This is a genomic window from Allobosea sp. LjRoot9 (assembly GCF_964252745.1).
Lineage (GTDB): Bacteria > Pseudomonadota > Alphaproteobacteria > Rhizobiales > Beijerinckiaceae > Allobosea.
Window position 1 is genome coordinate 791,692 of the sequence record NZ_CAXUPC020000002.1, and the last position, 23,682, is coordinate 815,373.

Consider the following 23,682-nt stretch of genomic DNA (forward strand, 5'->3'; position numbering starts at 1 on the left):
GAGCATGAACCGCATTCGCCCTCCGATCTTGCCAGTCAGGGGCGATCTATGGTCTGACGCGCTCCAAAGGCGTATTGCCGCCGGACCCGACCCCGGAGGAGAACCAACATATGCGATTTATCGCGCTCGGCTCTGCCGATGTCGCCGGCGGTTTCAACTCCTGGCGCATGTGGTGGATGCTCGCGAAGAACGATGTCGCTCGCCGCTACCGGCGCTCGCGGATCGGGCAGCTGTGGCTGACGCTCAGCATGGCGGTCACCGTGCTGGGCATGGGCCTCGTCTACTCGCTGCTCTTCAACACGCCGATCGCATCCTACCTGCCCCATGTCGGCGTCGGGCTGGTGCTGTGGGGCATGATTGCCGGCATCATGACCGAGAGCTGCCTGAGCTTCACCGAGAACGAGAACATCATGCGGCAGATCGCGTTGCCGCGCTTCACCTATCTGCTGCGCACGATCGCCCGTAATCTTCTGGTTTTCGGCCACAACCTCATCATTCTGCCGATCGTCTTCGTGGCTTGCGGAACGGCGATCAACGCGAACATGTTCCTGTTCCTGCCCGGCCTGCTCCTCGTGCTCGCCAACCTCGCTTGGGTCGGCTACCTGCTCGCCATCCTGTCGGCACGTTTTCGCGATATCCCACAGATCATCCAGAGCCTGATTCAGGTCGCGTTCTTCGTGTCGCCAGTGGTCTTCAAGCCGTCGCAGCTCCCCCCCAATCATCCGGTCCTGATCCTGAACCCGTTCGCGAGCATGCTCGACGTGATGCGCGAGCCCCTGCTCGGACACCTGCCCAGCCTCACCGCCTACGCCATCCTGCTCGGACTCCTGATCGTCGGATGGCTCGTTTCGCTGGCCTTCGCAGGCAAGTACTCACACCGCGTCGTCTACTGGCTCTGAGGGCCTCATGGCACATATCGTTCTGGACAAGGCGAGCGTCGAGCTCGCCGTCTATAATTCTCGCGGGCGTGCGCTCAAGCACGAGCTCTTCCGCCGCACGGTCGGGGGCGGCGTCGAGGACCGGCGCGATTCCAGCGTCCAGGTCGTCAAGGCACTGCGCGAGGTCAGCTTCGAGGCCCGGGATGGCGACCGGATCGGGCTCATCGGCGGCAATGGCGCCGGCAAGACCACGCTGCTGCGCGTCCTGAGCCGCGTCTACCCACCGACCAGCGGGCGCGCCGAGATCGACGGGCGCGTATCCTCCCTGATCGACCTCTCCATGGGGATGGACACCGACGCGACCGGCTATGAGAACATCATCATGCGCGGCGTCATGCTCGGCCTTCACCGCAAGCAGGCCGAGGCGATAACGCAGGATGTCGAGGAATTCAGCGAACTCGGCGAGTTCCTCGACCTGCCGATCCGCACCTATTCCAGCGGCATGATGCTGCGCCTGGCATTCGCCGTCAGTACCGCGGTGCAACCCGACATCCTGATTCTGGACGAGGTGATCGGCGTGGGCGACGCCGCTTTCGCGGAGCGGGCCGAACTGCGCATGCACAACATGATCAGCAATGCCAACATCGTCTTCCTCGCATCCCATAGCGACGAGACGATCAAACGCTTCTGCAACCGGACGCTCTGGATGAAATCCGGAACCCTCATGGCGGACGGAACGCCCGAAGAGGTTCTGGCCGCCTATCACGCCGACGGACATCACGCTGCCGGCGAATAAAGCAGGGTGGAGGCCCCCGAACAGCCAGTCCATTTCGCTTTCCCGCCCCGCTTCCCCAACGCCACCCTTCATGCAAGGTTGCGCGTCGGGTTTTGCCTGCACGGGAGCGCGCCATGGGTTGGGTCATTCTGGGGCTGCTCGCAGCCGTCGTCGTCTACCTGATCATCACCTATAACGGCCTGGTCGCGATGCGGCAGCGCGTCGGCCAGGCTTTCGCCGACATCGATGTGCAGCTGAAGCAGCGGCACGACCTGATCCCGAACCTGATCGAGACGGTGAAGGGCTATGCCGCCCATGAGCGCGGCACGCTCGATGCCGTGATCGCGGCGCGCAACGCGGCCCAGGGCGCAACCGGCGTGCATGCGCAGGCTGCCGCCGAACAGCAATTATCGGGCGCCGTCGGCCGGCTCCTGGCGCTGGGCGAGGCCTATCCCGATCTCAAGGCCAGCGCCAATTTTCAGCAGCTCCAGGTCGATCTCGGCAATGTCGAGGACAAGCTCGCAGCGGCGCGACGCTTCTTCAACAATGCGGTCGGCGAATTCAACGGCGCGATCCAGGCTTTTCCGGCCGTGCTGTTTGCCCCGCAAATGGGCTTCACGCCGCGCGAGTTCTTCGATGTCGGCGAGGCGGCGCGGACCCAGCTCGATGCGCCACCGACCGTGAAGTTCTAGAGACGGGCCAGAACAACCGGCAAACGGGGCGGCGGCGATGGTCGGCCAGGCCTTCGGGCTCTACACACATCAGCGCAACAACCGGATCCGCTCCGGTTTCCTGCTCGTCGGGCTGTTCCTGCTGGTCTACCTGACCTGCTGGGGCCTGATCCTGGTCGGCTACGGCTATGGCGGCGTGCCGCGCGGGCGCAGCGCCTTCAGCGAGGCGACGCGATTGTTCTGGTCGTGGTGGCCCTTCATCACGATCGCCACCGCGGCCTGGATCTTCATTGGCTTTCGCATCAATGTCGGGCTGATCGGCGCTGCGGCCGGCGCGACCGAGGTGTCGCGGGAGGACAACCCCAAACTCTACCGGATGCTGGAGAATCTCTGCATCTCGCGCGGCCTGACCATGCCGAAGCTCGCCATCGTCGAGAGCGAGGCGCTCAACGCCTTCGCCAGCGGCGTCAACGACAAGCAGTTCACCGTCACGGTGACGCGCGGCCTGCTCGACCAGCTCGACGACGCCGAGGTCGAGGCGGTGCTCGCCCATGAATTGACCCATATCCGCAATGGCGACGTCAAGCTGATGGTGATCGCTGTCGTCATCGCCGGCGTGATCTCCTTCGTGGGCGAAATCATCTTCCGCAATCTCGGGCGCGTGCGGGTCTCCTCTGACGACGCCAAGAAGGGTAATTTCGTCGCGATCCTGATCGGTTTCGCGGTGATCGCGATCTCCTGGCTGCTCGCCGTGCTGATCCGGCTCTCTTTGTCGCGGGCGCGCGAATATCTGGCGGATGCAGGTGCGGTCGAATTGACCAAGAACCCCGATGCGATGATCTCGGCGTTGCTCAAGATCGCCGGCCGCGCCGATATCGACGGCGTGCCGTCGGGCGTGATGGATATGTGCTTCGAGAACGATCCCGACGATTTCGCCGATTTGTTCTCGACCCACCCCTCCATCACCAAGCGCGTGCAGGCGCTGGTGGAGACCGCCGGTGGGCGCGTGCCGATGATGCCGCCGCAGCCGCCCAAGCTGGCGGACCGGCAGACCCTGCCGGCCATGGTCGAGGAATCCGCCGCACGCGGTCCCTGGGCGCGGCCACCGCAGGGCTAAAGCGTTTTCGAGCGAAGTGGACGCCGGTTCCCCCGCGACAAACGCGAAGCGTTTGCGCGGAGAAAACGCGTTAGAACAAAGAGCGAGAGCAATTGAACGATCCGATCGGATCGGACATTGCTCTATTGTCAACGGCCTCCAGCCCTGACAGATGGCGTTGTCCTCCGCCGTCATTCCGGGACATGGCGAAGCCATGGGCCCGGAACCCAGAACCACTGAGTGTCCTCGCGAAGCGACCCGGCTGCCCGTGCCTTCTCAGGCAGCGGCATCGGTTCTGGGTTCCGGGCTCGATCCTTCGGATCGCCCCGGAATGACGGAGCAGCCTCAACCATAAGTCGGCGTCAAACGCCGTCAGTATAATCAGCCCCGCGCGATCAATTTACCCGGATCGATCTCGAAGACCAGCGGGTAGAAGGTCTCCCAGCGGCTCCAGCGTTGCGAACCCGCCTCGCTGACCGCCCAGAGCCTGCCGTCAGTGGCGCAGCCGAGATCCTCGATGCCGCCCGGCGCCGCATAGCTCGCCAGCACGGCGCCGCTGCGCGGGTCGAGCCGATGCAAGGCGCCCTGCCTGTTTCCGGCACTTTCCGAAATCCAGAGCCCACCCGAGCGATCGAAGGTCGCGCCCTGGGCCAGGAGCGGCAGAGGCAGGCGCCGGGCGGCATCTGCGGGGCCGAGCGGCTCACTGCCTCCTTCGAGGATGCGCGCCAGCGGGATGGCATAGAGCGTAGCCTCGCCCTGGCGGCGAAACGGGCCGAACCAGAGCGCATCGCCATCGCAGGCCAGGAAGGAGGGGCCCATCGCCTTGTCGACGCGTCGCTCCCCGATGATGGCGGGACTGCCGCTGCGGAGCGAAGCCGGGAGATCGAGCGCCAGAAGCCGGCCGGAATTGGCGACGAAGAGCGTCGTGCCGCGTGCCGCCAACCCGCCGGGATGGCCATAGGTTTCAGGCAGATCGAAACTGCCGGCAAGCCGGCCATCGCCTTGCGCCAGGCGAAACACCCGGGAGAGGCCATTGTCCTGTCTGGGATCGACGCTGCGATAGGCCGCGACGAGGATCTCAGCTCCTGTCACGGTCAGCCCCTGCGGCACATAGCCCTCATTCAAGCCGGGCGCCCAATAGCGCCTGCCGATGGCCTGTGCGTTGGGGACGAGGCTCGGCGGACGCTGGTCGTAGCGTGGCGGCTCGCCGGCGATGACAGGGCGATCCTGGGCGCGAGAAAGGCTTGCGCAGAGCAGGCCCGCAGTTGCGCCGGACACGAAGCTCCTGCGATCCGGCAAACTCTTGCTATCCGACAAGCCCGCCATGGCGTGCTCAGCAACCGTCCTTGGCCCAATCGAGGGCTTCCTCAAGCCGGTCATCCCCCCAGAACAGTTCCCCATCCTCGGTGACGAAGGTCGGCGCCCCGAAGATGCCGATCGACTTGGCATATTCGGTCTCGGCCTTGAGACGGCCCTTGACCTCCTCGCTGCGGGAGGCCGCGTAGGCGACGCCGGGATCGGCGCCTGCCGCCTTGAGCGCAGCGTTCAGCACGGCCTCTTCGGCAATGTTCCTGCCCTCGCAGAACTGCGCTCGGAACAGCGCCTTCGAGAAGGCCGGCATCCAGCCGGCCTCGCGCCCTGCGAGCGCGAGCCGCGCCGCGATCAGCGAATTCTGCGGGAAGGTCTCGGGCCGCACGAAGGTGAGCCCGTGGCGGCCGCCGCGACGAGCCATGTCGCGCCACATATAGCGGCCCTTATTGGGGAACAGATTGAACGGTGACGTCGTCCAGCCCTGCGCAGCGAAGATTGGCCCGAGCAGAAAGGGGCGCCAGCGCAGTGTCACGCCAGCCTCCTCCGCCAGAGCCTCGATCCGCAACGCACTCAAGCAGGAATAGGTCGATGCGAACTCGTACCAGAAGTCCAGAACAGGACGCTTCGGCATTCAGCCTCCAAGTCGATGATCTAGGTTGAAATCGCGCGTCCGGAGCTTCGGCTTCCAGACATCCAACTGCAAGGGCAGTCGGTGCGGTCTGTCGCTCGCGATGGGCGTCATCAACACCGATCCATCACGGGAAGACGCGGGATCGATCAGAAGGTTCCGATTGCTTCGCCGCTGAGGCTGCGATAGTGCGCCATTGCGTTCAAAACGCGGCCCGACGGGACGCGGGAGCGCGCAGCAACAGGAAGATTGCCCGATGTCCGATAAAAGCGTGAAGAAGGTCGTTCTCGCCTATTCCGGCGGCCTCGACACCTCGATCATCCTGAAATGGCTGCAGACCACCTATCGATGCGAGGTCGTGACCTTCACCGCCGATCTCGGCCAGGGCGAGGAACTCGGACCGGCGCGCGACAAAGCGCTGCTGCTCGGCATCAAGCCCGAGAACATCTTCATCGAGGATCTGCGCGAGGAATTCGTGCGCGACTACGTCTTCCCGATGTTCCGCGCCAATGCCGCCTATGAGGGCGTCTATCTGCTGGGAACCTCGATCGCGCGCCCGCTGATCGCCAAGAAGCTGATCGAGATCGCCGAAAAGCTCGGTGCCGACGCCGTCTCCCATGGCGCGACCGGCAAGGGCAACGATCAGGTCCGCTTCGAATTGACCGCCTATGCGCTGAAACCCGACGTCGTGGTGATCGCGCCCTGGCGCGAATGGGACATGCGCTCGCGCGAACAGCTCCTGGCCTTTGCCGAGCAGCACCAGATCCCGATCGCCAAGGACAAGCGCGGCGAAGCGCCGTTCTCGGTGGACGCCAACCTGCTGCACGCCTCCTCGGAAGGGAAGGTTCTGGAGGATCCCGCGCAGGAAGTGCCGGACTATGTCTATTCCCGCACGATCTCGCCGGAGGACGCGCCGGACAAGCCGACCGTGATCTCGATCGAGTTCGAGAAGGGCGATGCAGTCGGCATCGACGGCGAGAAGCTCTCGCCCGCGACGCTGCTCGCCAGGCTCAACGATCTCGGCCGCGACAACGGCATCGGCCGGCTCGACCTGGTCGAGAACCGCTTCGTCGGCATGAAGTCGCGCGGCATGTACGAGACGCCCGGCGGCACGATCCTGGCCGTCGCGCATCGCGCCATCGAATCGATCACGCTCGATCGCGGTGCGGCCCATCTCAAGGACCAGATCATGCCGCAATATGCGGAGCTGATCTATAACGGCTTCTGGTTCTCGCCGGAGCGCGAGATGCTGCAGGCGCTGATCGACAAGAGCCAGGAATTCGTCGCCGGCTCGGTGCGCCTCAAGCTCTACAAGGGCGGCGTCCACGTCATCGGCCGCTCCAGCCCGTATTCGCTCTACGACCAGGATCTCGTGACCTTCGAGGAAGGCGCCGTCGCCTATGACCACCGCGACGCGGCCGGCTTCATCAAGCTGAACGCGCTGCGGCTGCGCACGCTCGGCCAGCGCAAGAAGAAGCTGGGGCTGTGACGATCAGCTGAAGCGCGGTGTCATCCCGCACGCGCCGCGGCACGAAGTGCTGCTGCGCAGATGCGGGACCGCGCGACGCGTAAATTCCGTTAACCCGCCAGATCATTCCAATCCGGATTGTCGCGCTCGATCAGCGCGACTTTCCATGCTCTGCGCCACTTCTTGATGACCTTCTCCCGTTCGATCCCCTGCGACGGATCATCGAAAGTCTCGACGTAGACGAGGCGGTCGATGTTGTACTTCGCCGTATGACTGGAGAATTGGTGGCTCTTGTGCTCCGCAACGCGACGTTCAAGATCATTGGTGAAGCCTACATAAAGCGGACCATTCTTGCGGGTCGCGAGGATGTAGACGGCGTAGATGCGGGCGATCATGCGAACTCCGTCGCGGATGGCGAGGGAGTTTAATCCTGCTTGCGGTCCCGTGTCTGCGCAGCGGCACTGCGCGCCGCAGCGCGCACGGGATGACACTGCGTATGTGAACCACCGCCCCATTCGCGCGTTGAGCCTGCACCCCTCCCCCGAGTGCACCTCATGAAGCGCCTGACTCTCCCTGCCCTGCTGATCGCGACATGCCTTGCCGCGCCGGCGCTCGCCCAGACCGCGCCGACCGCCGGACCAACCTCCGGCACGCCGCCGGAGAAGCCGGCCTCGACCGAAATCGCCTCCTGCAAGACGACGGCGCTTCACACGATCTCGGCCAAGGATCCGGAGATCAAGGACATCTATATCGACGAGGATGGGGCGACGATCGCCACCGCCGAAACCAAGGTCGAGGACACGCCGATCACGCGCATCATCATGGGCGAGGCCTATCTGCGCACCGATCGATCGGACAAGCCGCGCCGCTTCCTCTGCCTGCTCGGCGAGAAGGGCAAGGTGCTGCTGACCTTCTTCACGGTGCGGTAAGACCCGAGCGCGGCCGCAGAGCCGGCGCGTTAAAGCGTTTTCAAGCGAAGCACCAGTTCGCCTGAAAACGCGCTAAAATAAAAATCTAGGGCTATTTCTGGTCGATGACCCTGGTCAAGGGCCTGTCCTTGCCGTCGGCGAGCTCCTCGTGCCAGGCACCGTCCTTGTCCTGATAGACGATGCCGTCGGTCGTGCCGGCCAGGGTCTGCCGCGCCGCCGCGCTCGTCGCGGCCTTGAGAGCGGCATCATGCGTGCGAAACGTCTCGGACAAGGCGTCGCCGACCCTGTAGGCCCAGCCGCCATCATGCTCGACAACTTCATATCTGACCGTGACCATCGCGCGTCTCCTGTTTCGACAAGTGAACTGCGGTCCGTCGTTCCTGTTCCTAGAGCCGGATGATTTCAGATCGGATCACCAAGTGATCCGTTCTGAAATCTGAATCCGTCTCTCATCAAGAAGTTAGAGCAGGATCAATGCGAAAAACCGGTTCCCACTTTTTCGCATCCTGCTCTAGCAGCCGCCTACCTCTACTCGCCCGCGGCGCTATCGGCAGCGCGCAGGCCGTCCAGCACCGGCATCGAGGTGATGTTGTAGCCGGCATCGACATGGTGGATGTCGCCGGTCACACCGCCGGAGAGATCCGAGAGGTAATATAGCGCCGAGCCGCCGATCTCCTCCAGCGAAACCGACTTGCGCAAAGGCGAGTTGGCGCGCTGCCAGGAATACATGGCGCGTGCATCCGAAATGCCGGCGCCGGCCAGCGTCCGCACCGGCCCGGGCGAGAGCGCGTTCACGCGGATGCCCTTGGGCCCGTAATCGGCCGCGAGATAGCGCATGCTGGCCTCCAGCGCGGCCTTGGCGACGCCCATGACATTGTAGTTCGGCATCACCCGGGTCGAGCCGCCATAGGTCAGCGTGATCATGCTGCCGCCCTTGGGCATGCGCTGCGCCGCGCGCTTGGCGACCTCGGTGAAGGAGAAGCAGGAGATCACCATGGTGCGCGAGAAATTCTCGCGGCTGGTGTCGGCATAAAGCCCCTTCAATTCGTTCTTGTCGGAGAAGCCGATGGCATGGACGACGAAGTCCAGCGTGTTGCGTTCCGGATCGCCGCCCCAGGCTTCGTCGAGCGCGGCGAAGGTCGCATCGACCGTGGCGATGTCCTCGACATCGCAGGGCAGGACGAGCTTCGAGCCGATGCTGTCCGCCAGCGGCTTGACCCGCTTGCCGAGCGCATCGCCCTGATAGGTGAAGGCCATCTCGGCGCCATGCGCGTGCAAGCTGCGCGCGATGCCCCAGGCGATCGAGTTCTGGTTGGCGACACCCATGACGAGGCCGCGCTTGTTGTGCATGAGGGGGAGCATGGGGATATCCCGAGAGGTCAGCGTCGAGGACTTGTCAAACGGCAGTATCAGTCAAAGCGCTTCAATGAACACGCGAGCGCCCGGAATCATGCAAGCGCCCGAGACGGGCGCCAGCACTATAAATGCTTCTTCACCGCTGCTGCGGTATCCTTGGACGAGGCCAGCGGCACGATCTCGAAGCGGGCGAGATCGGCCCATTCCAGCACCCATTCCTGCAGCAGCGTGACGTCGTCGCATGCCATGATCTGGAAGCAGCGGGCGAAGTCGGCGGAAATCCAGCTATCGACATAGGTCAGGCCTTCGGGCGCCAGGCGGCCGCGCTCGTGGAAGCGGGCATAGATCTCTTTCACCCGGGCCTGGTCGAAATGCTCGATCACCATGAAGAGCATGGGACGTTACGCCTCCAGCCGCTTCATCACGATCGTGGCGTTGGTGCCGCCAAACCCGAAGGAGTTCGACAACACGCAGCCGAGGCCTGCATTGTCGATGCGCTTGCGCACGATCGGCATGTCGGCGAAGGCGGGGTCGAGCTCCTCGATATGGGCGCTCTCGCAGATGAAGTCGTTGTTCAGCATCAAGAGCGAGTAGATCGCCTCCTGAACGCCGGTCGCGCCGAGCGAATGGCCGGTCAGCGACTTGGTCGCCGAGATCGGCGGAGCCTTCTCGCCGGCCCCGAAGACCTCGCGGATCGCCTCGATCTCCTTGGCGTCACCGACCGGGGTCGAGGTGCCATGCGGGTTGATGTAGTCGACCTTGGCCTTGACGGTCTCCAGCGCCATCCTCATGCAGCGCACCGCGCCCTCGCCGGACGGGGCGACCATGTCGTAGCCGTCCGAGGTCGCGCCATAGCCGACGATCTCGCCATAGATCTTGGCGCCGCGCGCCCTGGCGTGCTCCAGTTCCTCCAGCACGACGACGCCGGCGCCGCCGGCGATGACGAAACCGTCGCGCTTGACGTCATAGGCGCGCGAGGCGCGCGACGGCGTCTCGTTGAAGTCCGACGACATCGCGCCCATGGCGTCGAAGAGCACGGACAAGGTCCAGTCGAGCTCCTCGCAGCCGCCGGCGAAGATGACGTCCTGCTTGCCCCACTGGATCAATTCATAGGCATTGCCAATGCAGTGATTGGAGGTCGCGCAGGCCGAGGAGATCGAATAATTCACGCCCTTGATCTTGAACCAGGTCGCGAGCGTAGCCGAGGCGGTCGAGGACATGCCCTTGGGCACGGCGAAGGGGCCGACCTTCTTGGAGGAGCCGCTTTCGCGCGCCTTGTCATAGGCGTCGATCAGGGCACGCGTGGAAGGGCCGCCCGAGCCCATGATGATGCCGGTGCGCTCATGGCTGACCTCGGGCGTCTCGAGGCCCGAATCGAGGATCGCCTGCTCCATGGCAACCTGGTTCCAGGCCGAGCCGCCGCCATGGAAGCGCATGGCGCGCCGGTCGAGCACGGTCGCCGGGTCGAGCGTCGGCGCGCCGCCGACGCGGCTGCGGAAGCCGTGCTCGGCGAATTCAGGCATGAAGGAGATGCCCGATTTGGCCTCGTGCAGCGAGGACAGCACTTCCTGCGTATTGTTGCCGATGGACGAGACGATACCCATCCCGGTGACCACAACGCGTCTCATGCTCGCTTCTCCAGCTCGATATCTCATGCGGCCGGCGCTCCAGGGCCCCGGCTCTTTTCTGTCGTCACCGCGCAAATGGACCGCGCGGCAGGCGCACGCAAGGCTGTGCGGCGCTTTTCCTCAAGCGGTTTCGGGCTTGAACAGGCCGACGCGCATGTCGCTGACCGTATAGATCCGCTTGCCGTCGGCCTCCAGCCAGCCATCGGCGATGCCGAGCACGAGTTTCGATTTGAAGACGCGCTTGAACTCGACGCCGTAGACCACCTGCTTGACTGATGGCAGCACCTGGTCGGCGAACTTGACCTCGCCGACGCCCAGCGCCCGGCCCCGGCCGGGCAGGCCGAGCCAGCCCAGGAAGAAGCCGGTGAGCTGCCAGAGCGCATCCAGGCCAAGACAGCCCGGCATCACCGGATCGCCCTTGAAATGGCAGTCGAAGAACCAGAGGTCGGGGCGCACATCGAGCTCGGCGCGCACCAGGCCCTTGCCGTTGGGGCCACCGGTTTCGCTGATCTCGACGATGCGGTCGACCATCAGCATGGGCGGCAGCGGCAATTGCGCATTACCGGGCCCGAACAGCTCCCCGCGACCGCAGGCGAGGATCTCCTCGTAGCTGAATGACGATTGCCGCTCCATTCTCGTTCCGCTCCGTTCCGTTCCGGCCGTCAGGGACGGCGGTTCATCTGATCTCGCGCCGTGCCTAACACGGCGCTGCGCGGGAACGGAAGGGCGCAGGCGCAGCGATTCCGGCAAAGTCAGGGACGGCGCCAACCTTCGAAGGCTGTGACGGCCGCCACGAGCATCAGCAAAACCCCAACCGCCCGGCCGATCAGGAGCGTCGCATGAGGCCGCGCCGCGAGAGCCCCGCGCCCTCCGCCCGCCACGACAGCCAGCGAACCATAGACCAGCGCCTGCGTCAGCGCGATGATCAGGCTCAAAATGGCTGCCTGGAGCCAGATCCGCCCCGCTTCGGGCTTCAGGAACTGTGGAAACACCGCGAGCATGAACAGATAGGCCTTTGGATTCAGCAGATTGGTCAGCGCCCCCTGGCTGAAGATCGTCCAGGCCGTTCGCCGCTCGGCAGGCTCGACCCTGCCCAGCGCGGCGCCGTTCCGGAACAAACAAAAACCGAGCCAGGCAACATAGGTGGCGCCAAGCAACAGCATGATGTTGAAGGCGGCAGGCACGAGCTGCAGCACGATGCCGACGCCGAGCACGCCGATGACGACGTGGCAGATTCCCGCCGCGATGACACCGCCTGTCGCGAAGAATCCGCCGCGGCGCCCCCCAGCGAGCGAATTCGCCAGCACGAACGCCATATCCATGCCCGGCACGATGACGATGCCGAGAACGAGCGAGAAAAACAGCCAGAGATAGCTCGTATCGGACATGGCGCCGCTCCCGGTGGACCGGAGCATTGCGACAGCTTGCCTCACGAAGCTGTCAGGAGGCGCGCGCCATCCGGAAAACGGCCTCAAGCTTGCGGGGCACGGGCTGAAGCCTTACATCAGTTATAATCTATTCGCGACGCAGCATCCGCGTCAGCCAACCCTATGAAGAGGCCCGCCCAAGGCATGACCGATCTGATTTCCCAGGACCAGGGCTACGGATCGAGCGCGCGACAAGGCTGCCCGTTCCATGATGTGCGCCAGCGCCTGCGGCGCGTGGGCTTGCGTCCGACCCGCCAGCGCGTCTCTCTGGGCTGGCTCCTGTTCGCCAAGGGCGACCGGCATGTCAGCGCCGAGATGCTCTATGAGGAGGCGATGAAGGCGCGCGTGCCGGTTTCACTCGCCACTGTCTACAACACGCTGCACCAGTTCACCCAGGCCGGCCTGCTGCGCGAACTCGCGATCGACGGCGCCAAGACCTATTTCGACACCGACAACAGCGAGCACCATCATTTCGTGGTGGATGGCGAGAACACGGTGATCGACATCCCGGCCTCGGCGGTGGACGTCGCCGAACTGCCGGAGCCGCCCGAGGGTTACGAGATCGCCCGGGTCGATGTCGTGGTGCGCCTGCGCAAGATCGCCAACTGAGGCAGAGGCCCCTTCGCCTAACAGGACAAGCGCGGCAAGAAGGGCGCCTCCGACGTCGTGGCGATACCGAGATTCGCGCGCCTGCGTCCGCCTCCCCTAGTCGATCTTCTCATTGGGGTAGACGCCCCAGAGCCGGTCCTGGCGGAGATAGCCCTCGACCTTGCCGATGCCGACACGGCACCAGGCATTGCCGCAGCTCGCGACATTGGTGATGACGCCCGACTGAAGCTGCGCCACCACGGCCGATTTCTCATCGGCGGAGGCGCGCAAGGTGAAGGTCTCGTCCTTGGCCTTCGACCACGGCGCGACAAGCGCGGTGCGGCGGCCCGACAGCAGGCTGTGCAGGACCCAGCCCTCGGAGCCGTCGGCGTCGCGCACGCGCCGCCAGGTTTCGAATTCGGCGACGATCTCGACCGGCAGGCCGGCGCGCTGATAGACCCAGCGCGTGCGATGTTCCTTGGACGGGCCTTCGCGCAGATTCACCCGGTCCGACTTCAGGCTGACATAGCGCGGCACGGGCAAACCCGTGACCGAGCCCGCCTGCGTATCCTGGGCCAGCGCGACAGAGCCCCCGCTCATGGCCGCGAACATCGCAAGGCCAAGCCAAACACCGCGCACCGACAAACCCAGCATCCGTCCAATCTCCGTCCCACAACAAGGCCGACGCGCCGGACACATCCGGCGAAGGGCCATGTTGTCATCCGCCGCGCCGCCACTTAGACAACGAGGCAAGCACGCGCGGTCACGCCACCCCTCATTCCTGAAGCCCTGCGGTTAATGGCGGGTTGAGGCCAAAAGGCGGCGAAGCACAGGCAAGCGCTGGAGGAGACGTTCATGACGAAGAAAAAGCCGCTGGTCGTCGTGACGCGCAAGCTCCCTGCCGTGGTCGAAACGCGCATGCGCGAGCTGTTCGACGCTCGCCTCAATATCGACGATACCCCGATGAGCCAGGCCGCTTTGGTCGAGGCGGTGAAGACCGCCGATGTGCTGGTGCCGACCGTGACCGACCGGATCGACGCCGGGATCATCGCCCAGGCCGGCGACCAGCTCAGGCTGATCGCGAATTTCGGCAACGGCGTCGATAATATCGACGTGACCAGCGCGGTGCAGCGCGGCATCACCGTGACCAACACGCCTGGCGTGCTGACCGACGACACCGCCGATATGACGATCGCGCTGATTCTCGCCGTGGCGCGGCGCATCGCCGAGGGCGCCCGCGTCATCCCCGACGACGAATGGGCCGGCTGGTCGCCGACCTGGATGCTCGGCCGCCGCATCACCGGCAAGCGGCTGGGCATCGTCGGCATGGGCCGGATCGGCCAGGCGGTCGCGCGCCGCGCCGCCGCCTTCGGCCTGTCGATCCATTATCACAACCGCCGCCGCCTCGACGCTCGCATCGAGGAGAAGCTCGACGCGACCTATTGGGATTCGCTCGACCAGATGCTGGCGCGGATGGATATCGTCTCGGTCAACTGCCCGCATACGCCGGCGACCTACCATCTGCTCTCGGCCCGCCGATTGAAGCTGATGAAGCCCGACGCGATCCTGGTGAACACGGCGCGCGGCGAGATCGTCGATGAGACCGCGCTGGCGCGCATGCTGGAGGCCGGAGAACTCGCCGGTGCGGGGCTCGACGTCTTCGAGAGCGAGCCTGCCGTCAATCCGCGCCTGCTCAGGCTCGCCCGCCAGCACCGTATCGTGGTGCTGCCCCATATGGGCTCGGCCACGCATGAAGGTCGCGCCGATATGGGCGAGAAGGTCATCGTCAACATCAAGACCTTCATGGATGGGCACAAGCCGCCGGACCGGGTGCTGCCCAGCATGCTCTGAGACGAGCGGAGACCGGCGTCGCCGTCTCAGGCCGCGGCAGGCGCGCCGAGGCCGGCCACGACATCGGGCCAGAGCCCGAAATCGTCGATGACCTGCACCGCGCCGGCTTCACTCAGCCGGGCGGCGCTGCGTTGCTTGTCGTGAGAGACGCCGGTGAAGCCGATGACGGTCATCCCGGCGGCACGCGCCGCCAGCACGCCCGGCACGGAATCCTCGATCACGAGGCAATTGCGCGGCGCAACCCCCATCTGATCGCTCGCGAACAGGAAAACATCGGGATGAGGCTTGCCGCGGGCGACCTGCGAAGCCGAGAAGATATGAGGGTCGAACAGATCGACGAGACCGGCAATGCCGAGGTTGCGCCGCAACGGGGCCAGGCTCGTCGACGACGCGACGCAGCGCAGGCCGGCGATCGCGTCGACCGCCTCGCGCACGCCCGGCAGGGCGCGCACTTCGTTCTGCAGCCGCAACGCGACGGCCTCCTCGATCCTTGTCTCGAAATCGGCCGGCAGCGGGCGGCCATGCGCGGCCTCGATGATCCTGACGCCGTCCGACCACGGAATGCCGACGATCTGGTCGACATAGTGGTCGAGGGTCCATTCCGTCAGGCCGAGCGCATGGCAGGCAGCAAGGCTGACCTCGCCATAGAGCGTCTCGGTGTCGATGAGCGTGCCATCGCAGTCATAGATGATCAGATCGAAGCCCATCGTCGCGATCAGCTTCAGCCCGCGCGCGCCGCGTCGAACTGACCGGTCTTGCGGAAGCGCCAGAGATAGGACGGCACCACGGCCTCGACGGAGCTCGGCGCGATGCCGAGGCCGGCGAAATCGCGCGCCTCCGCCTTCGCCGCGGGGGAGACGACATTGTCGCTCTCCAGCAGCGTGACCTGATCACGGGTCAGCTTCAACTCGTTCGGCAGCAGCCCGAGCGTCAGCATGTCGACGATCTCGATGATGCGCGCCTGCAGCCGCGCCAGCGGGAATGGCAGCGAGACCAAGAGGCGCTTGCGGCCGGTGACCTCGCAGATATAAGCGACGAGCTGCCTGAAGCTCTTCACCTCGGGGCCGCCCAACTCATAGATGCGCCCGCCGGCGACCGCACCATCAACGGCCAGCGCGATCGCTTCCGCGACATCGCCGACGAAGGCGGGCTGGAATTTCGTCTCGCCACCACCGACCAGCGGCAGCACCGGCAGCATCCGGGCGAGCGAAGCGAAGCGGTTGAAGAAACCGTCCTCGGGTCCGAACATGATCGAAGGCCGCAGCACGACCGCGCCAGGCACTAGCGCAAGGACGGCAGCCTCGCCCTCGGCCTTGCTGCGGCCATAGCTCGACTTCGCATCCTTGCTGGCGCCGATCGCCGAAATCTGGACCAGCCGCGGGACACCCAACGCCGCGCAAGCCTGGGCGACGGCGCGCGCGCCATTGGCATGGACGCCGGCAAAGCTCTGGCGGCCGCTCTCCTGCAGGATGCCGACCAGGTTGACGACGGCGTCCGCGCCCTTGATCGCAGCCGCGACAGAATCGGGATAGCGCAGATTGGCCTGAACGCCATGGATCTGGCCGACGGTGCCGAGCGGCTGCAGGAAGCCGGCGAGATCGGGCCTGCGCACCGCGACGCGCACGCGATAGCCGCGCTTGACGAGGGCGCGCACGACATGGCGCCCAACGAAACCCGAACCACCGAAGACCGTGACGAGCTGCTGGCTCGGAGGGGACAGATCGTTCGCCATGCTCGTCATGCCTCATGCGCGTTGGTTGGAACGCTCCTAAAGCATTTCGCCCCGATCTGGAAAGGCGGTTTGGGACGCAGCCTGCAGGAATTGAGCGCTACAAGGGAATCGAGCGCGACAAGGGCCTGGACGAGCTCTGCGGAGGCAACGGCCGGAGCTTGAAACATCCTCGCAGCGCCGGGGCCGGCTCGCTCGAACCGTCGTGACGAAATCGCTGCCCCGTCGAGGGCAGGCAGCGCCTTGAAAATGGGCAGTTTTCTGGCTTTTTTGTTCCTCTTTGAGGGCAAGATTAACTCGGCCTTCAATCACCCCCGCTAAAACACACGAAATTTGTCGATATTGCGCGATCGGCCAGGGGATAAGATGAAATCAATTCGGGTCAAAATTCTCGGTCTGATCGGCATTGTCGCCTTCGGCGCCATCATCGCACTGGCCAGCGCGCTCATGGCGATTTCCAGCCTCGAGACGATGAATCTGCGCGTCTCTCGCCAAAATGACACGATGCTAGCTACGGAGCGGCTCAATGTCGCGATCAACCAGCTCAGCGAGGATTCCCGGCTGGCCTATATGTCGCGCAACCCCCATGAGGCGAAGCTCGCCGCCACGGCCATGGAGAAGGGGTTGGGCAAGGTCGACGACCGGCTCAAGATTCTCCTGAAGACCATTCCCGAGACCGAGCGATCGCGGACTGAAAAGATCAGCAAGCTGATCGAGGAATTCGTCGCGAACCGGGTCGAGACGATCCGCCTAGTCCAGGAGGTCTCCGGACGGGCCGCCGACGCCTGGGGCAATGGCGACGCCAGCCGGCGCAATCGCGCTGCCCTGATGGAGGAACTGGCCACGTTCAGCCAGGCCAATGAGGAAACCAGCGACGCGATCGAGGCCGCGACAGCGGCCTTCGCCTCGAAACTGCGCATCATCCTGCCCGTCGCCCTGCTCCTGCTGCTGGGTGCTTCGATTGCCGGCGCCCTGGCATTTTCGCGGCGCGCGATCATCAAGCCGCTGATCGATCTCAGCGGCGTGATGCAGCGCCTGACTGAAGGCGACACCAAGATCGACGTGCCCCATGTCGCACGCCAGGACGAAGTCGGGACCATGGCGCGCGCCGTCTCGGTGCTGCGCGAGAGCACGGAGAAAGTTGCCCTGTTCCAGGAGCAGGAGCGCGAATTGGCCGCAGCGCGGCTGCGGGCGGCGGAATCGATGGCCTCCGTCGTGACGGATGTCGGCGAGGTTGTTGCGGCTGCGGCGTCGGGTGATTTCTCGGCGCGGCTGCAGATCGAACATGCCGACGAGCAGATGCAGAAGCTGGTGGCGGGGATCAACGAGATCAACGCGGTGGTCGACAGCGCCACATCCGAGTTCGCGGCCGCCCTGCAGGCGGTGGCCGGCGGCGACCTGACCTCCCGGATCGAGACCGCCTATCGCGGCAAATTCGCCGAACTCAAGGGCGCGATCAACGAGACGGTGGACCGCCTGTCCACGACGGTGCGCACGATCCAGACGACCTCTGCGGATGTGGGCTTAGCCGCCCGCGAGATCACCATGGGCGCCGATGATCTCTCCAAGCGCACCGAGGAGCAGGCGAGTTCGCTGGAGGAGACTGCCGCCACGACCGAGGAGCTCGCAGCCTCGGTGAAAGCCTCGGCCCAGGCCTCGAAGCAGGCAGCCGCGATCGCAACCGAGGCGATGCAGGCCGCGCAGACCGGAGGCACGATCGCGACCGAAGCGGTCGCTGCAATGGCACGCATCGAGAGCGCCTCGCAGAAGATCTCCGACATCATCCGGGTGATCGACGATATCGCCTTCCAGACCAACCTCCTGGCGCTGAACGCGGCGGTGGAAGCGGCGCGCGCCGGCGATGCCGGCAAGGGCTTTGCCGTGGTGGCCTCGGAGGTGCGCACATTGGCGCAGCGCTCGGGCGCTGCCGCCAAGGACATCTCCGGGCTGATCTCGTCCTCCAACATGGAGGTCGGCGCCGGCGTCAAGCTCGTGCGCCAGGCCGGCGACGCCCTGACCCAGATCCTGGCCGCCTCGCAAAAGGTCGCGGCCACCATCGCCGAGATCTCGGCGGCCTCGGGCGAGCAGGCCAACGGCATCGACGAGATGAGCCAGGCTGTCGCCCATCTCGACGAGATGACGCAGGCCAATGCCGCGCTCGCCGAACAGAGCGCGGCCTCGGCCGGTTCGCTCTCGGGCCGCATCGTCCAGCTCAACGACCTCGTCGCCGCCTTCAGGACGGGACCTGAGGGCGCGACCGCCTCATCGGCCAGCTACGCCCCGGCGCCGCGCCCGGCCGCCAGGGCAAGCGCTGCCCCGGCTCATGAAGCGGCCTCCGAGCCCGAGCGCCTGCGCAAGCTCGCCGAGGCCGCCTTCGGCCAGACCAGGGCAGAAGCTCCAGCCAGATCCGCTCCCGCCCCAGCGCGCACCGCCGCACCGGCCAAGCGCGCCGTCAACGGCCGCGCCAATGACGCCGGATGGGAGGAGTTCTGAGCGGCGAAACGGCGCCCTCAGGCCTGGTCCAAACTCTTCCGTCAACGAAACGACATGAATGTCGATCTATGCGTTGACAGGACCATCCGGCCCCCGTAAACGAACCGCCGTTGCCCAGGTGGCGGAATTGGTAGACGCACCAGCTTCAGGTGCTGGCGCTCGCAAGGGCGTGGAGGTTCGAGTCCTCTCCTGGGCACCACTCTTTCTCTCAAGCAGGAGAAAGAGTCATGATCTCGCAAGATCTTACGGCGCGTCGGCCTTCACAGGGCGGCTCCGCATCTGCCCCTTGCGATGATCCATCCCTCCACTACCAAGTAGGGATTTTTCAGGCTCGATCGTCGTGCGCTGGCGCAGGCTGCGCCAGGTCGCGCGACCGGGCCGAGGCACGATACGCCAGCCCTGATCGCTGCGCCTTCAAGCAACCCGATCAACGCGTTTTAGTCGCGCCACCCTAGCTGCCCCTCGTGCAATGCCGACCCTGCCGGGCGGCGTGCATGCGCTGATGCGGGCGTTCGTCGAACTCAACAGAGCTGCGCGGGATCACGGCCTGACATAGGTCCAGCCTCGCTCCTGCAATTCCATCACATGGACGACGCCGGATTTCACCACCGTCGCCTCGGGAATAAGGGAAATGTCCTTGTTCTCCGCCTTGCTCATATTGCCCTGGGTATTGCCGCAGGCTTTGAAGGAGATCGCCGGGGTGCTCGCCGCGATTGCCTTGATGCGCGCTTTCACCGGTGACGTGTCATCGCGCAGCATGTTCAGGCCGGGCCCGAAGGTCACGATTTCGATCTCCACTTTCTCGCCGCGCTCTTGATAGTACTGCGCGACATTGGTCGCGTTGTTGAGCGCCAAATTCATCGTCCCGGGTTCATTCGTATTCACCTGCAGGACGAGTCGGTGCGCCTTCTTTTCAACAGAAGGTCGCTTGGACGTTTGCGCCGAGGTTTGCTTCACGTCCTCCGCTGCCACGGGCGCAAAGGTGATGAATAGTGCGACACCAGCCACCAGGGTGGAGCCGACAACGTCTCTAAAGCTGATCATCATTGTCTTTCGCCCATGAGTTTGAGGACTATTCGGGACGCGGCTTGGCGGCTTGGCGTGGCCAGTTGCAGGCGGCAGCCAGCTTGCTACGCACCGCCTTGAGGCCGCTAAGGGAGAAATGCCCTTCATGGACGGCGCCGGATCGCGCGGAGAGTCGGATCGCCAGCGCGCCCTCTTCGGGGAGCGACTGCAGCAAACTCACAACATCGCCCCTGAACGCGATGCCTGTCCCGAGCGAAGCCCTGCCGGCTGCAACCCGCACGGGCTGGCTGCTATTGAGGCGGTAGGACAGGTCGTAATCCGTACTGCCGCTGGCGAGGGCCGGCCCCCCGACGACCATCTCCGTCCGGCCGCCACGGCAGAGAACCGAGAGCTGCGCCAGGGACGTACCGGCGTTGTCGCGGGACAACGCGGTGGCAGTGACGATCGGCGTATAATCCACCGGTGACGTCGTCTCGCTGATGACCCAGTCGTCGCCGCCTCGCGGAAGCTTATCCAAGCAGGCCACCCGCTCCGCCTGCTCGAGCTGCGAGCAGGCGCGAGACCGTGTCATGGGATCGGCAGCGCTCTGGGCGAGAGCGGTCTGGCTCACCAGCGCGAACGCTACTGTCACCATGATCACTCTCACCGTAACGCTCGTGGAGCGGAGGCCCGGCGGTCGAGCCACTCCTGCGCCCCCGCAAAACGGTCCAGACCGGGGACTGTCGCAGCGAGATTGATCGACTTCCATTTCTCGTCGAAGCCCGGCCCCTGGAGCTTCTCGATACGGCTGAACAGGAGGTCGACGAAGCGAGCGACGCGATCATAGCGGTTGGTCTGTTGGGCCCAATTGAACGCAACCAGAGCCGTCGGCACCGCAATCGTCGCCACCCGCTCATTGGGCTTGATGAGGCCGGGATATTCGCGGGCCTCCAGCACGGCCGGAAGATAGTAGTCCTCGAACTTGCTCTCGTATTGGACCGCGAGGAACTTGAAGCCGGGCTCGAAGCGTCCGCGCACGAAGGCGTCGACTGGCTTGGACGTGATGAAAACGACGGCGGCGATCTCGCCCTTGCGCATCTGCTCGAGAGCGACCGGATGAGGAATGAACATTTTCTCTGCATTGATGCCGAGGCGGCTGAAGATCATGGGCCCGGAATAGGCGGCAGCCGTGCCCAGCGTATTGAAGTTCACTTTCTTGCCGTTCAGGTCCTGCAGGGTCTGTATCTCGGGTCGGACGAGGATATGCAGTTCCGAGGGGAAGAGATTCAGCAGGTAAGTGATCTTGCGCCGGATCTGGGGGACCTGGATCCTGTATTCTTCCAGCGCATCGGAGTTGATGATCGCCGTATCGACACCACGCAGATAAAGCAGCGCGTTCAGGTTTTCCGTGGCGCCACGGGTGACGATCGGCAGCAGGAGCATATTCGGCCCGTCATCGACGACGCGGGCCATCTCGGCCCCGAGACGCAGCGGCGCACCCTCGATCAATCCTGCGGCAAGGCCGACTGTCCATGCGTTGATCTTCTCCTGCTCCGTCGCGGGCGCAGGTCCGCGCGACGGCACGGCAATACTGCGGGTGTTCGCCTGGGGCGTCTGCGCCTGCACACTGGTTGGCTGGAGCGTCGGCGCAAGCGCAGTCAACGCGGCCAGCAGGAGCCAGAACCGTCCCGGCACAATCTTCATTCCCAAATCCTCATTTGCCCAAATCCTCTTTCGAGCGTGAAACCCAAAGGCGGGAGCAGCGCCTTCGTCGGGCATTACTGGAGCAGCGCGCCGACGCGATCCTTTGCCTCCTGAATGCCGCCGGCCTGCGCCTTCGCGTAGAGCTCGCGGGCCCTCGTCACTTCGCCGCGCGTGCCATAGGTTCCCCAGGCTGAAAGAATGCGGGGATCGTAGGTCTCCGCGAGCATGAAGCTCGCTCGTGCGCTGCCCATCTCGATCGCGCGCTCGAGCACGATCCGCGCAGAGCCGATATCCCCCTGGCCAAGCAGTGCACTGGCGCGAGCGATCAGCCGTATCGCCTCCTGGCCGACATGCGCCTCCGCGACCGCCGGCTGCTCGGTCCCGACGACCGCCACTTCTGGCGGATGCCGGGTATCCTGACTGATCGCCAAGGGTTCGGTCGCTGCAGGCGCGAAGACGCCAAATCGCGGCGCTCTCGATTCCAAGGTCATTGCCGCAGCGCGATCGCGCTCTTGCTGCAGGGTTTGGCGCAGTTCCGCGATTGCAGTCTCTGCTGCCTGCCTGGACTGGCCTGCTTCGTCCTGCGCCTTGCGCAGTTGCGCTTCCAGCGCCTCGCTGTCTTGCCGCGCCGTCGACACCTGGTTCGCCAGCGCGACACCGCGTGCGCGCTCCTCCTCAAGCGCTTGACGTTGCTCTGCCCTGGTTGCCGTCAGCGCCTGTCGCGCAGCTTCAACCTCGGCGAGAGCAGCCACCTTCTGCTGCTCCAGCTGGAGAATTTGCGCATTCCTCGCAGTCTCCGACTGCTTGAGCTGTGCGGTTTCGCTGACGGCCTTGCGCAGCTGCGCCGCCAGCGCCTCGCTGTCCTGGCGCGCAGCCGCAACCTGGTTCGCCAGCGCGGCGCCACGCACACGTTCCTGCTCGAGCGCTTGACGATGTTGCCGCGTTGCCGTGGCCAGCGCCTGCCGCGCGGCCTCCGCCTCGGTTGATAAAACAGCCGCCTTCTGCTGCTCCTGCTGGAGGAGCTGAGCACTCCTCACAGTCTCCGACTGCTTGAGCTGTGCGGTTTCGCTGACGACCTTGCGCAGCTGCGCCGCCAGTGCATCGGTCTCCTGTCGCGCCGCCAACAGCTGGTTTGCCAGCGCCGCGCCACGTGCGCGTTCCTGCTCGAGCATTTGGCGTTGTTGCGCCGTGGTCGCGGTCAGCTCCCTGCGGGCAGCTTCAGCCTCAGTCAGTGCTGCCGCCTTCTGCTGCTCCTGTTCGAGCGATTCTGCGGTTTTGGTAGCATCCGCCTGCTTGGATTGCCCGGCTTCGGCCACCGCCTTGCGCAGTTGCACCGCCAGCGCCTCGCCGTCCTGCCGCGATGCCGATAATTGGCTCGCCAGTGCGGCAGCGCTCACGCGTTCCTGCTCGAGCGCTTGATGGTGCTGCGCGCGGGTTGCGGTCAGTTCCGTTCGCGCGGCTTCGGCTTCCTGCCCGAGGGCGGCCGTTCTCTCGCGCTCCTGTGCCAATGCATGGTCATTCCCGGTCGCCAGGGTGCGGAGCTGCGCGGTGAGGCTTTCGATTGCGCGCCGGGCCTCGGCAAGCTCCCGCGATATTGCAACGGCCTGCTCTCCGTTCTGCGATCGCTGGATTGCGGGTTCCGGGGCCTCGGCAATCCGTGATAGGCGCCCCTGCGCGCCGGCGGCATCGGCATTGCTCGGAGGCAGCGCCGTATTCGAGACCTGGCTCGGCGCCAAACCAGCCCGCGCAAACTGAGTAGGCTTCGGTTGGTCCAGGTCAGGGATCACAACGACAAGCAGGAGACCCACCGCAGCGACACCGCTCGCCAGCGCGATATAGCGGCGCCGACGTCTCGCACGCTCGGCCTGGGCCGATTTACCGCGTTGATTGCTTCTCGCGGGAGGTGACTCTCGGGCGCCAGTGGCTGCCGATACGTCAGCGCGATGGGGGTTGGCGGGCGGCTTTGCGCCGCCCCACTGACCAGTCCAGTGAGTGGCATCGTATGGCTCGGTCGCGCCACCCTTTCCGATGACGATTTGCCGATCTTCTTGTGCGCTCTCTGTCACGTCGCGCATGGAACAGACGCCTATTCAGTTGGCGGCACCACGCCCTCGCAGCGATCGAGATGACCCCGGTTCGGAGGAG

At 65.0% G+C, this 23,682-nt stretch carries 25 protein-coding genes and 1 tRNA gene; 10 read left to right on the forward strand and 16 right to left on the reverse strand.

What is annotated here, in order from left to right; translation table 11 throughout:
• Nucleotides 1–110 precede the first annotated feature (110 nt).
• The 4 genes from ACSQ3P_RS12320 (at nucleotide 111) to ACSQ3P_RS12335 (ending at nucleotide 3,441) form a co-directional block, all read left to right on the forward strand.
• Nucleotides 111–899 (forward strand): ABC transporter permease, encoded by a 789-nt coding sequence (locus tag ACSQ3P_RS12320; RefSeq protein ID WP_436165846.1) that lies wholly within the window; start codon nucleotides 111–113, stop codon nucleotides 897–899.
• 7 nt (nucleotides 900–906) lie between these two features.
• A complete protein-coding gene (locus ACSQ3P_RS12325) occupies nucleotides 907–1,674 on the forward strand; it encodes an ABC transporter ATP-binding protein (protein WP_436165847.1) in 768 nt (255 codons plus the stop codon).
• Between the two features lie 113 nt (nucleotides 1,675–1,787).
• The gene (locus ACSQ3P_RS12330; protein ID WP_310159174.1) at nucleotides 1,788–2,345 is read left to right on the forward strand and encodes a LemA family protein; all 558 of its coding nucleotides are present in this window, start codon (nucleotides 1,788–1,790) and stop codon (nucleotides 2,343–2,345) included.
• A gap of 37 nt (nucleotides 2,346–2,382) precedes the next feature.
• Nucleotides 2,383–3,441, forward strand: a complete 1,059-nt coding sequence (locus ACSQ3P_RS12335; RefSeq protein ID WP_436165848.1) for a M48 family metallopeptidase — start codon at nucleotides 2,383–2,385, stop codon at nucleotides 3,439–3,441.
• Between the two features lie 360 nt (nucleotides 3,442–3,801).
• On the opposite strand, the gene ACSQ3P_RS12340 is transcribed toward ACSQ3P_RS12335, so the two are convergent.
• Together ACSQ3P_RS12340 and ACSQ3P_RS12345 are read right to left on the reverse strand one after the other, a co-directional pair.
• Nucleotides 3,802–4,698, reverse strand: a complete 897-nt coding sequence (locus tag ACSQ3P_RS12340; RefSeq protein ID WP_436165849.1) for a hypothetical protein — start codon at nucleotides 4,696–4,698, stop codon at nucleotides 3,802–3,804.
• Between the two features lie 55 nt (nucleotides 4,699–4,753).
• Nucleotides 4,754–5,362, reverse strand: a complete 609-nt coding sequence (locus ACSQ3P_RS12345; protein WP_436165850.1) for a 2-hydroxychromene-2-carboxylate isomerase — start codon at nucleotides 5,360–5,362, stop codon at nucleotides 4,754–4,756.
• 253 nt (nucleotides 5,363–5,615) lie between these two features.
• On the opposite strand from ACSQ3P_RS12345, the gene ACSQ3P_RS12350 reads away from it, so the two are divergent.
• A complete protein-coding gene (locus tag ACSQ3P_RS12350; RefSeq protein ID WP_436165851.1) occupies nucleotides 5,616–6,848 on the forward strand; it encodes an argininosuccinate synthase in 1,233 nt (410 codons plus the stop codon).
• Nucleotides 6,849–6,937: 89 nt separating this feature from the next.
• Here ACSQ3P_RS12350 and ACSQ3P_RS12355 read toward each other — a convergent pair whose 3' ends face one another.
• Nucleotides 6,938–7,222 carry a GIY-YIG nuclease family protein gene (locus tag ACSQ3P_RS12355; RefSeq protein WP_436165852.1) on the reverse strand — a complete coding sequence of 95 codons (285 nt, stop codon included), beginning with the start codon at nucleotides 7,220–7,222 and terminating at the stop codon, nucleotides 6,938–6,940.
• Between the two features lie 159 nt (nucleotides 7,223–7,381).
• On the opposite strand from ACSQ3P_RS12355, the gene ACSQ3P_RS12360 reads away from it, so the two are divergent.
• On the forward strand, nucleotides 7,382–7,756 hold the full coding sequence (locus ACSQ3P_RS12360; protein ID WP_436165853.1) for a hypothetical protein: 375 nt from the start codon (nucleotides 7,382–7,384) through the stop codon (nucleotides 7,754–7,756).
• A 91-nt stretch (nucleotides 7,757–7,847) separates the two neighbouring features.
• On the opposite strand, the gene ACSQ3P_RS12365 is transcribed toward ACSQ3P_RS12360, so the two are convergent.
• The 6 genes from ACSQ3P_RS12365 to ACSQ3P_RS12390 all read right to left on the reverse strand — a co-directional run bounded on the left by ACSQ3P_RS12365 (nucleotide 7,848) and on the right by ACSQ3P_RS12390 (nucleotide 12,128).
• On the reverse strand, nucleotides 7,848–8,093 hold the full coding sequence (locus tag ACSQ3P_RS12365) for a DUF2188 domain-containing protein (RefSeq protein ID WP_092171229.1): 246 nt from the start codon (nucleotides 8,091–8,093) through the stop codon (nucleotides 7,848–7,850).
• Nucleotides 8,094–8,284: 191 nt separating this feature from the next.
• Nucleotides 8,285–9,118 (reverse strand): enoyl-ACP reductase FabI, encoded by an 834-nt coding sequence (fabI, locus tag ACSQ3P_RS12370; RefSeq protein WP_436165854.1) that lies wholly within the window; start codon nucleotides 9,116–9,118, stop codon nucleotides 8,285–8,287.
• A 116-nt stretch (nucleotides 9,119–9,234) separates the two neighbouring features.
• Nucleotides 9,235–9,507, reverse strand: a complete 273-nt coding sequence (locus ACSQ3P_RS12375) for a DUF3303 domain-containing protein (RefSeq protein WP_069689586.1) — start codon at nucleotides 9,505–9,507, stop codon at nucleotides 9,235–9,237.
• Nucleotides 9,508–9,513: 6 nt separating this feature from the next.
• Entirely contained in the window at nucleotides 9,514–10,740 is a 1,227-nt protein-coding gene (gene fabB / locus ACSQ3P_RS12380; protein WP_311911674.1) for a beta-ketoacyl-ACP synthase I, read from the reverse strand.
• 120 nt (nucleotides 10,741–10,860) lie between these two features.
• Complete coding sequence (fabA, locus tag ACSQ3P_RS12385) at nucleotides 10,861–11,373, reverse strand: 3-hydroxyacyl-[acyl-carrier-protein] dehydratase FabA (protein ID WP_092171242.1); 513 nt, start codon at nucleotides 11,371–11,373, stop codon at nucleotides 10,861–10,863.
• A 119-nt stretch (nucleotides 11,374–11,492) separates the two neighbouring features.
• On the reverse strand, nucleotides 11,493–12,128 hold the full coding sequence (locus ACSQ3P_RS12390; RefSeq protein WP_436165855.1) for a LysE family translocator: 636 nt from the start codon (nucleotides 12,126–12,128) through the stop codon (nucleotides 11,493–11,495).
• A 183-nt stretch (nucleotides 12,129–12,311) separates the two neighbouring features.
• On the opposite strand from ACSQ3P_RS12390, the gene irrA reads away from it, so the two are divergent.
• Nucleotides 12,312–12,776: an iron response transcriptional regulator IrrA gene (gene irrA / locus ACSQ3P_RS12395; protein ID WP_069689581.1), complete on the forward strand. Its 465-nt coding sequence runs from the start codon at nucleotides 12,312–12,314 to the stop codon at nucleotides 12,774–12,776.
• Between the two features lie 96 nt (nucleotides 12,777–12,872).
• Here the strand turns inward: irrA and ACSQ3P_RS12400 are convergent, their stop codons facing one another.
• The gene (locus ACSQ3P_RS12400) at nucleotides 12,873–13,409 is read right to left on the reverse strand and encodes an SH3 domain-containing protein (protein ID WP_436165856.1); all 537 of its coding nucleotides are present in this window, start codon (nucleotides 13,407–13,409) and stop codon (nucleotides 12,873–12,875) included.
• Nucleotides 13,410–13,610: 201 nt separating this feature from the next.
• On the opposite strand from ACSQ3P_RS12400, the gene ACSQ3P_RS12405 reads away from it, so the two are divergent.
• Complete coding sequence (locus ACSQ3P_RS12405) at nucleotides 13,611–14,606, forward strand: 2-hydroxyacid dehydrogenase (protein WP_103720596.1); 996 nt, start codon at nucleotides 13,611–13,613, stop codon at nucleotides 14,604–14,606.
• A gap of 26 nt (nucleotides 14,607–14,632) precedes the next feature.
• Here the strand turns inward: ACSQ3P_RS12405 and ACSQ3P_RS12410 are convergent, their stop codons facing one another.
• Complete coding sequence (locus tag ACSQ3P_RS12410) at nucleotides 14,633–15,313, reverse strand: HAD family hydrolase (protein WP_436165857.1); 681 nt, start codon at nucleotides 15,311–15,313, stop codon at nucleotides 14,633–14,635.
• Between the two features lie 14 nt (nucleotides 15,314–15,327).
• Complete coding sequence (locus ACSQ3P_RS12415; RefSeq protein ID WP_436165858.1) at nucleotides 15,328–16,338, reverse strand: complex I NDUFA9 subunit family protein; 1,011 nt, start codon at nucleotides 16,336–16,338, stop codon at nucleotides 15,328–15,330.
• A 363-nt stretch (nucleotides 16,339–16,701) separates the two neighbouring features.
• Between ACSQ3P_RS12415 and ACSQ3P_RS12420 the strand changes: the two genes are divergently transcribed.
• Both ACSQ3P_RS12420 and ACSQ3P_RS12425 read left to right on the forward strand, forming a co-directional pair.
• Nucleotides 16,702–18,828, forward strand: coding sequence for a methyl-accepting chemotaxis protein (locus ACSQ3P_RS12420; protein WP_436165859.1), 2,127 nt, complete (start codon nucleotides 16,702–16,704; stop codon nucleotides 18,826–18,828).
• Between the two features lie 112 nt (nucleotides 18,829–18,940).
• Nucleotides 18,941–19,027: transfer RNA gene (locus ACSQ3P_RS12425), tRNA-Leu, on the forward strand.
• A 341-nt stretch (nucleotides 19,028–19,368) separates the two neighbouring features.
• Here the strand turns inward: ACSQ3P_RS12425 and ACSQ3P_RS12430 are convergent.
• The 4 genes from ACSQ3P_RS12430 to ACSQ3P_RS12445 all read right to left on the reverse strand — a co-directional run bounded on the left by ACSQ3P_RS12430 (nucleotide 19,369) and on the right by ACSQ3P_RS12445 (nucleotide 23,612).
• On the reverse strand, nucleotides 19,369–19,875 hold the full coding sequence (locus tag ACSQ3P_RS12430) for a DsrE family protein (RefSeq protein WP_436165860.1): 507 nt from the start codon (nucleotides 19,873–19,875) through the stop codon (nucleotides 19,369–19,371).
• A 25-nt stretch (nucleotides 19,876–19,900) separates the two neighbouring features.
• Entirely contained in the window at nucleotides 19,901–20,488 is a 588-nt protein-coding gene (locus tag ACSQ3P_RS12435) for a hypothetical protein (protein ID WP_436165861.1), read from the reverse strand.
• A gap of 8 nt (nucleotides 20,489–20,496) precedes the next feature.
• Nucleotides 20,497–21,537 (reverse strand): TAXI family TRAP transporter solute-binding subunit, encoded by a 1,041-nt coding sequence (locus ACSQ3P_RS12440; protein WP_436166247.1) that lies wholly within the window; start codon nucleotides 21,535–21,537, stop codon nucleotides 20,497–20,499.
• 74 nt (nucleotides 21,538–21,611) lie between these two features.
• Entirely contained in the window at nucleotides 21,612–23,612 is a 2,001-nt protein-coding gene (locus ACSQ3P_RS12445) for a hypothetical protein (protein WP_436165862.1), read from the reverse strand.
• Nucleotides 23,613–23,682 lie beyond the last annotated feature (70 nt).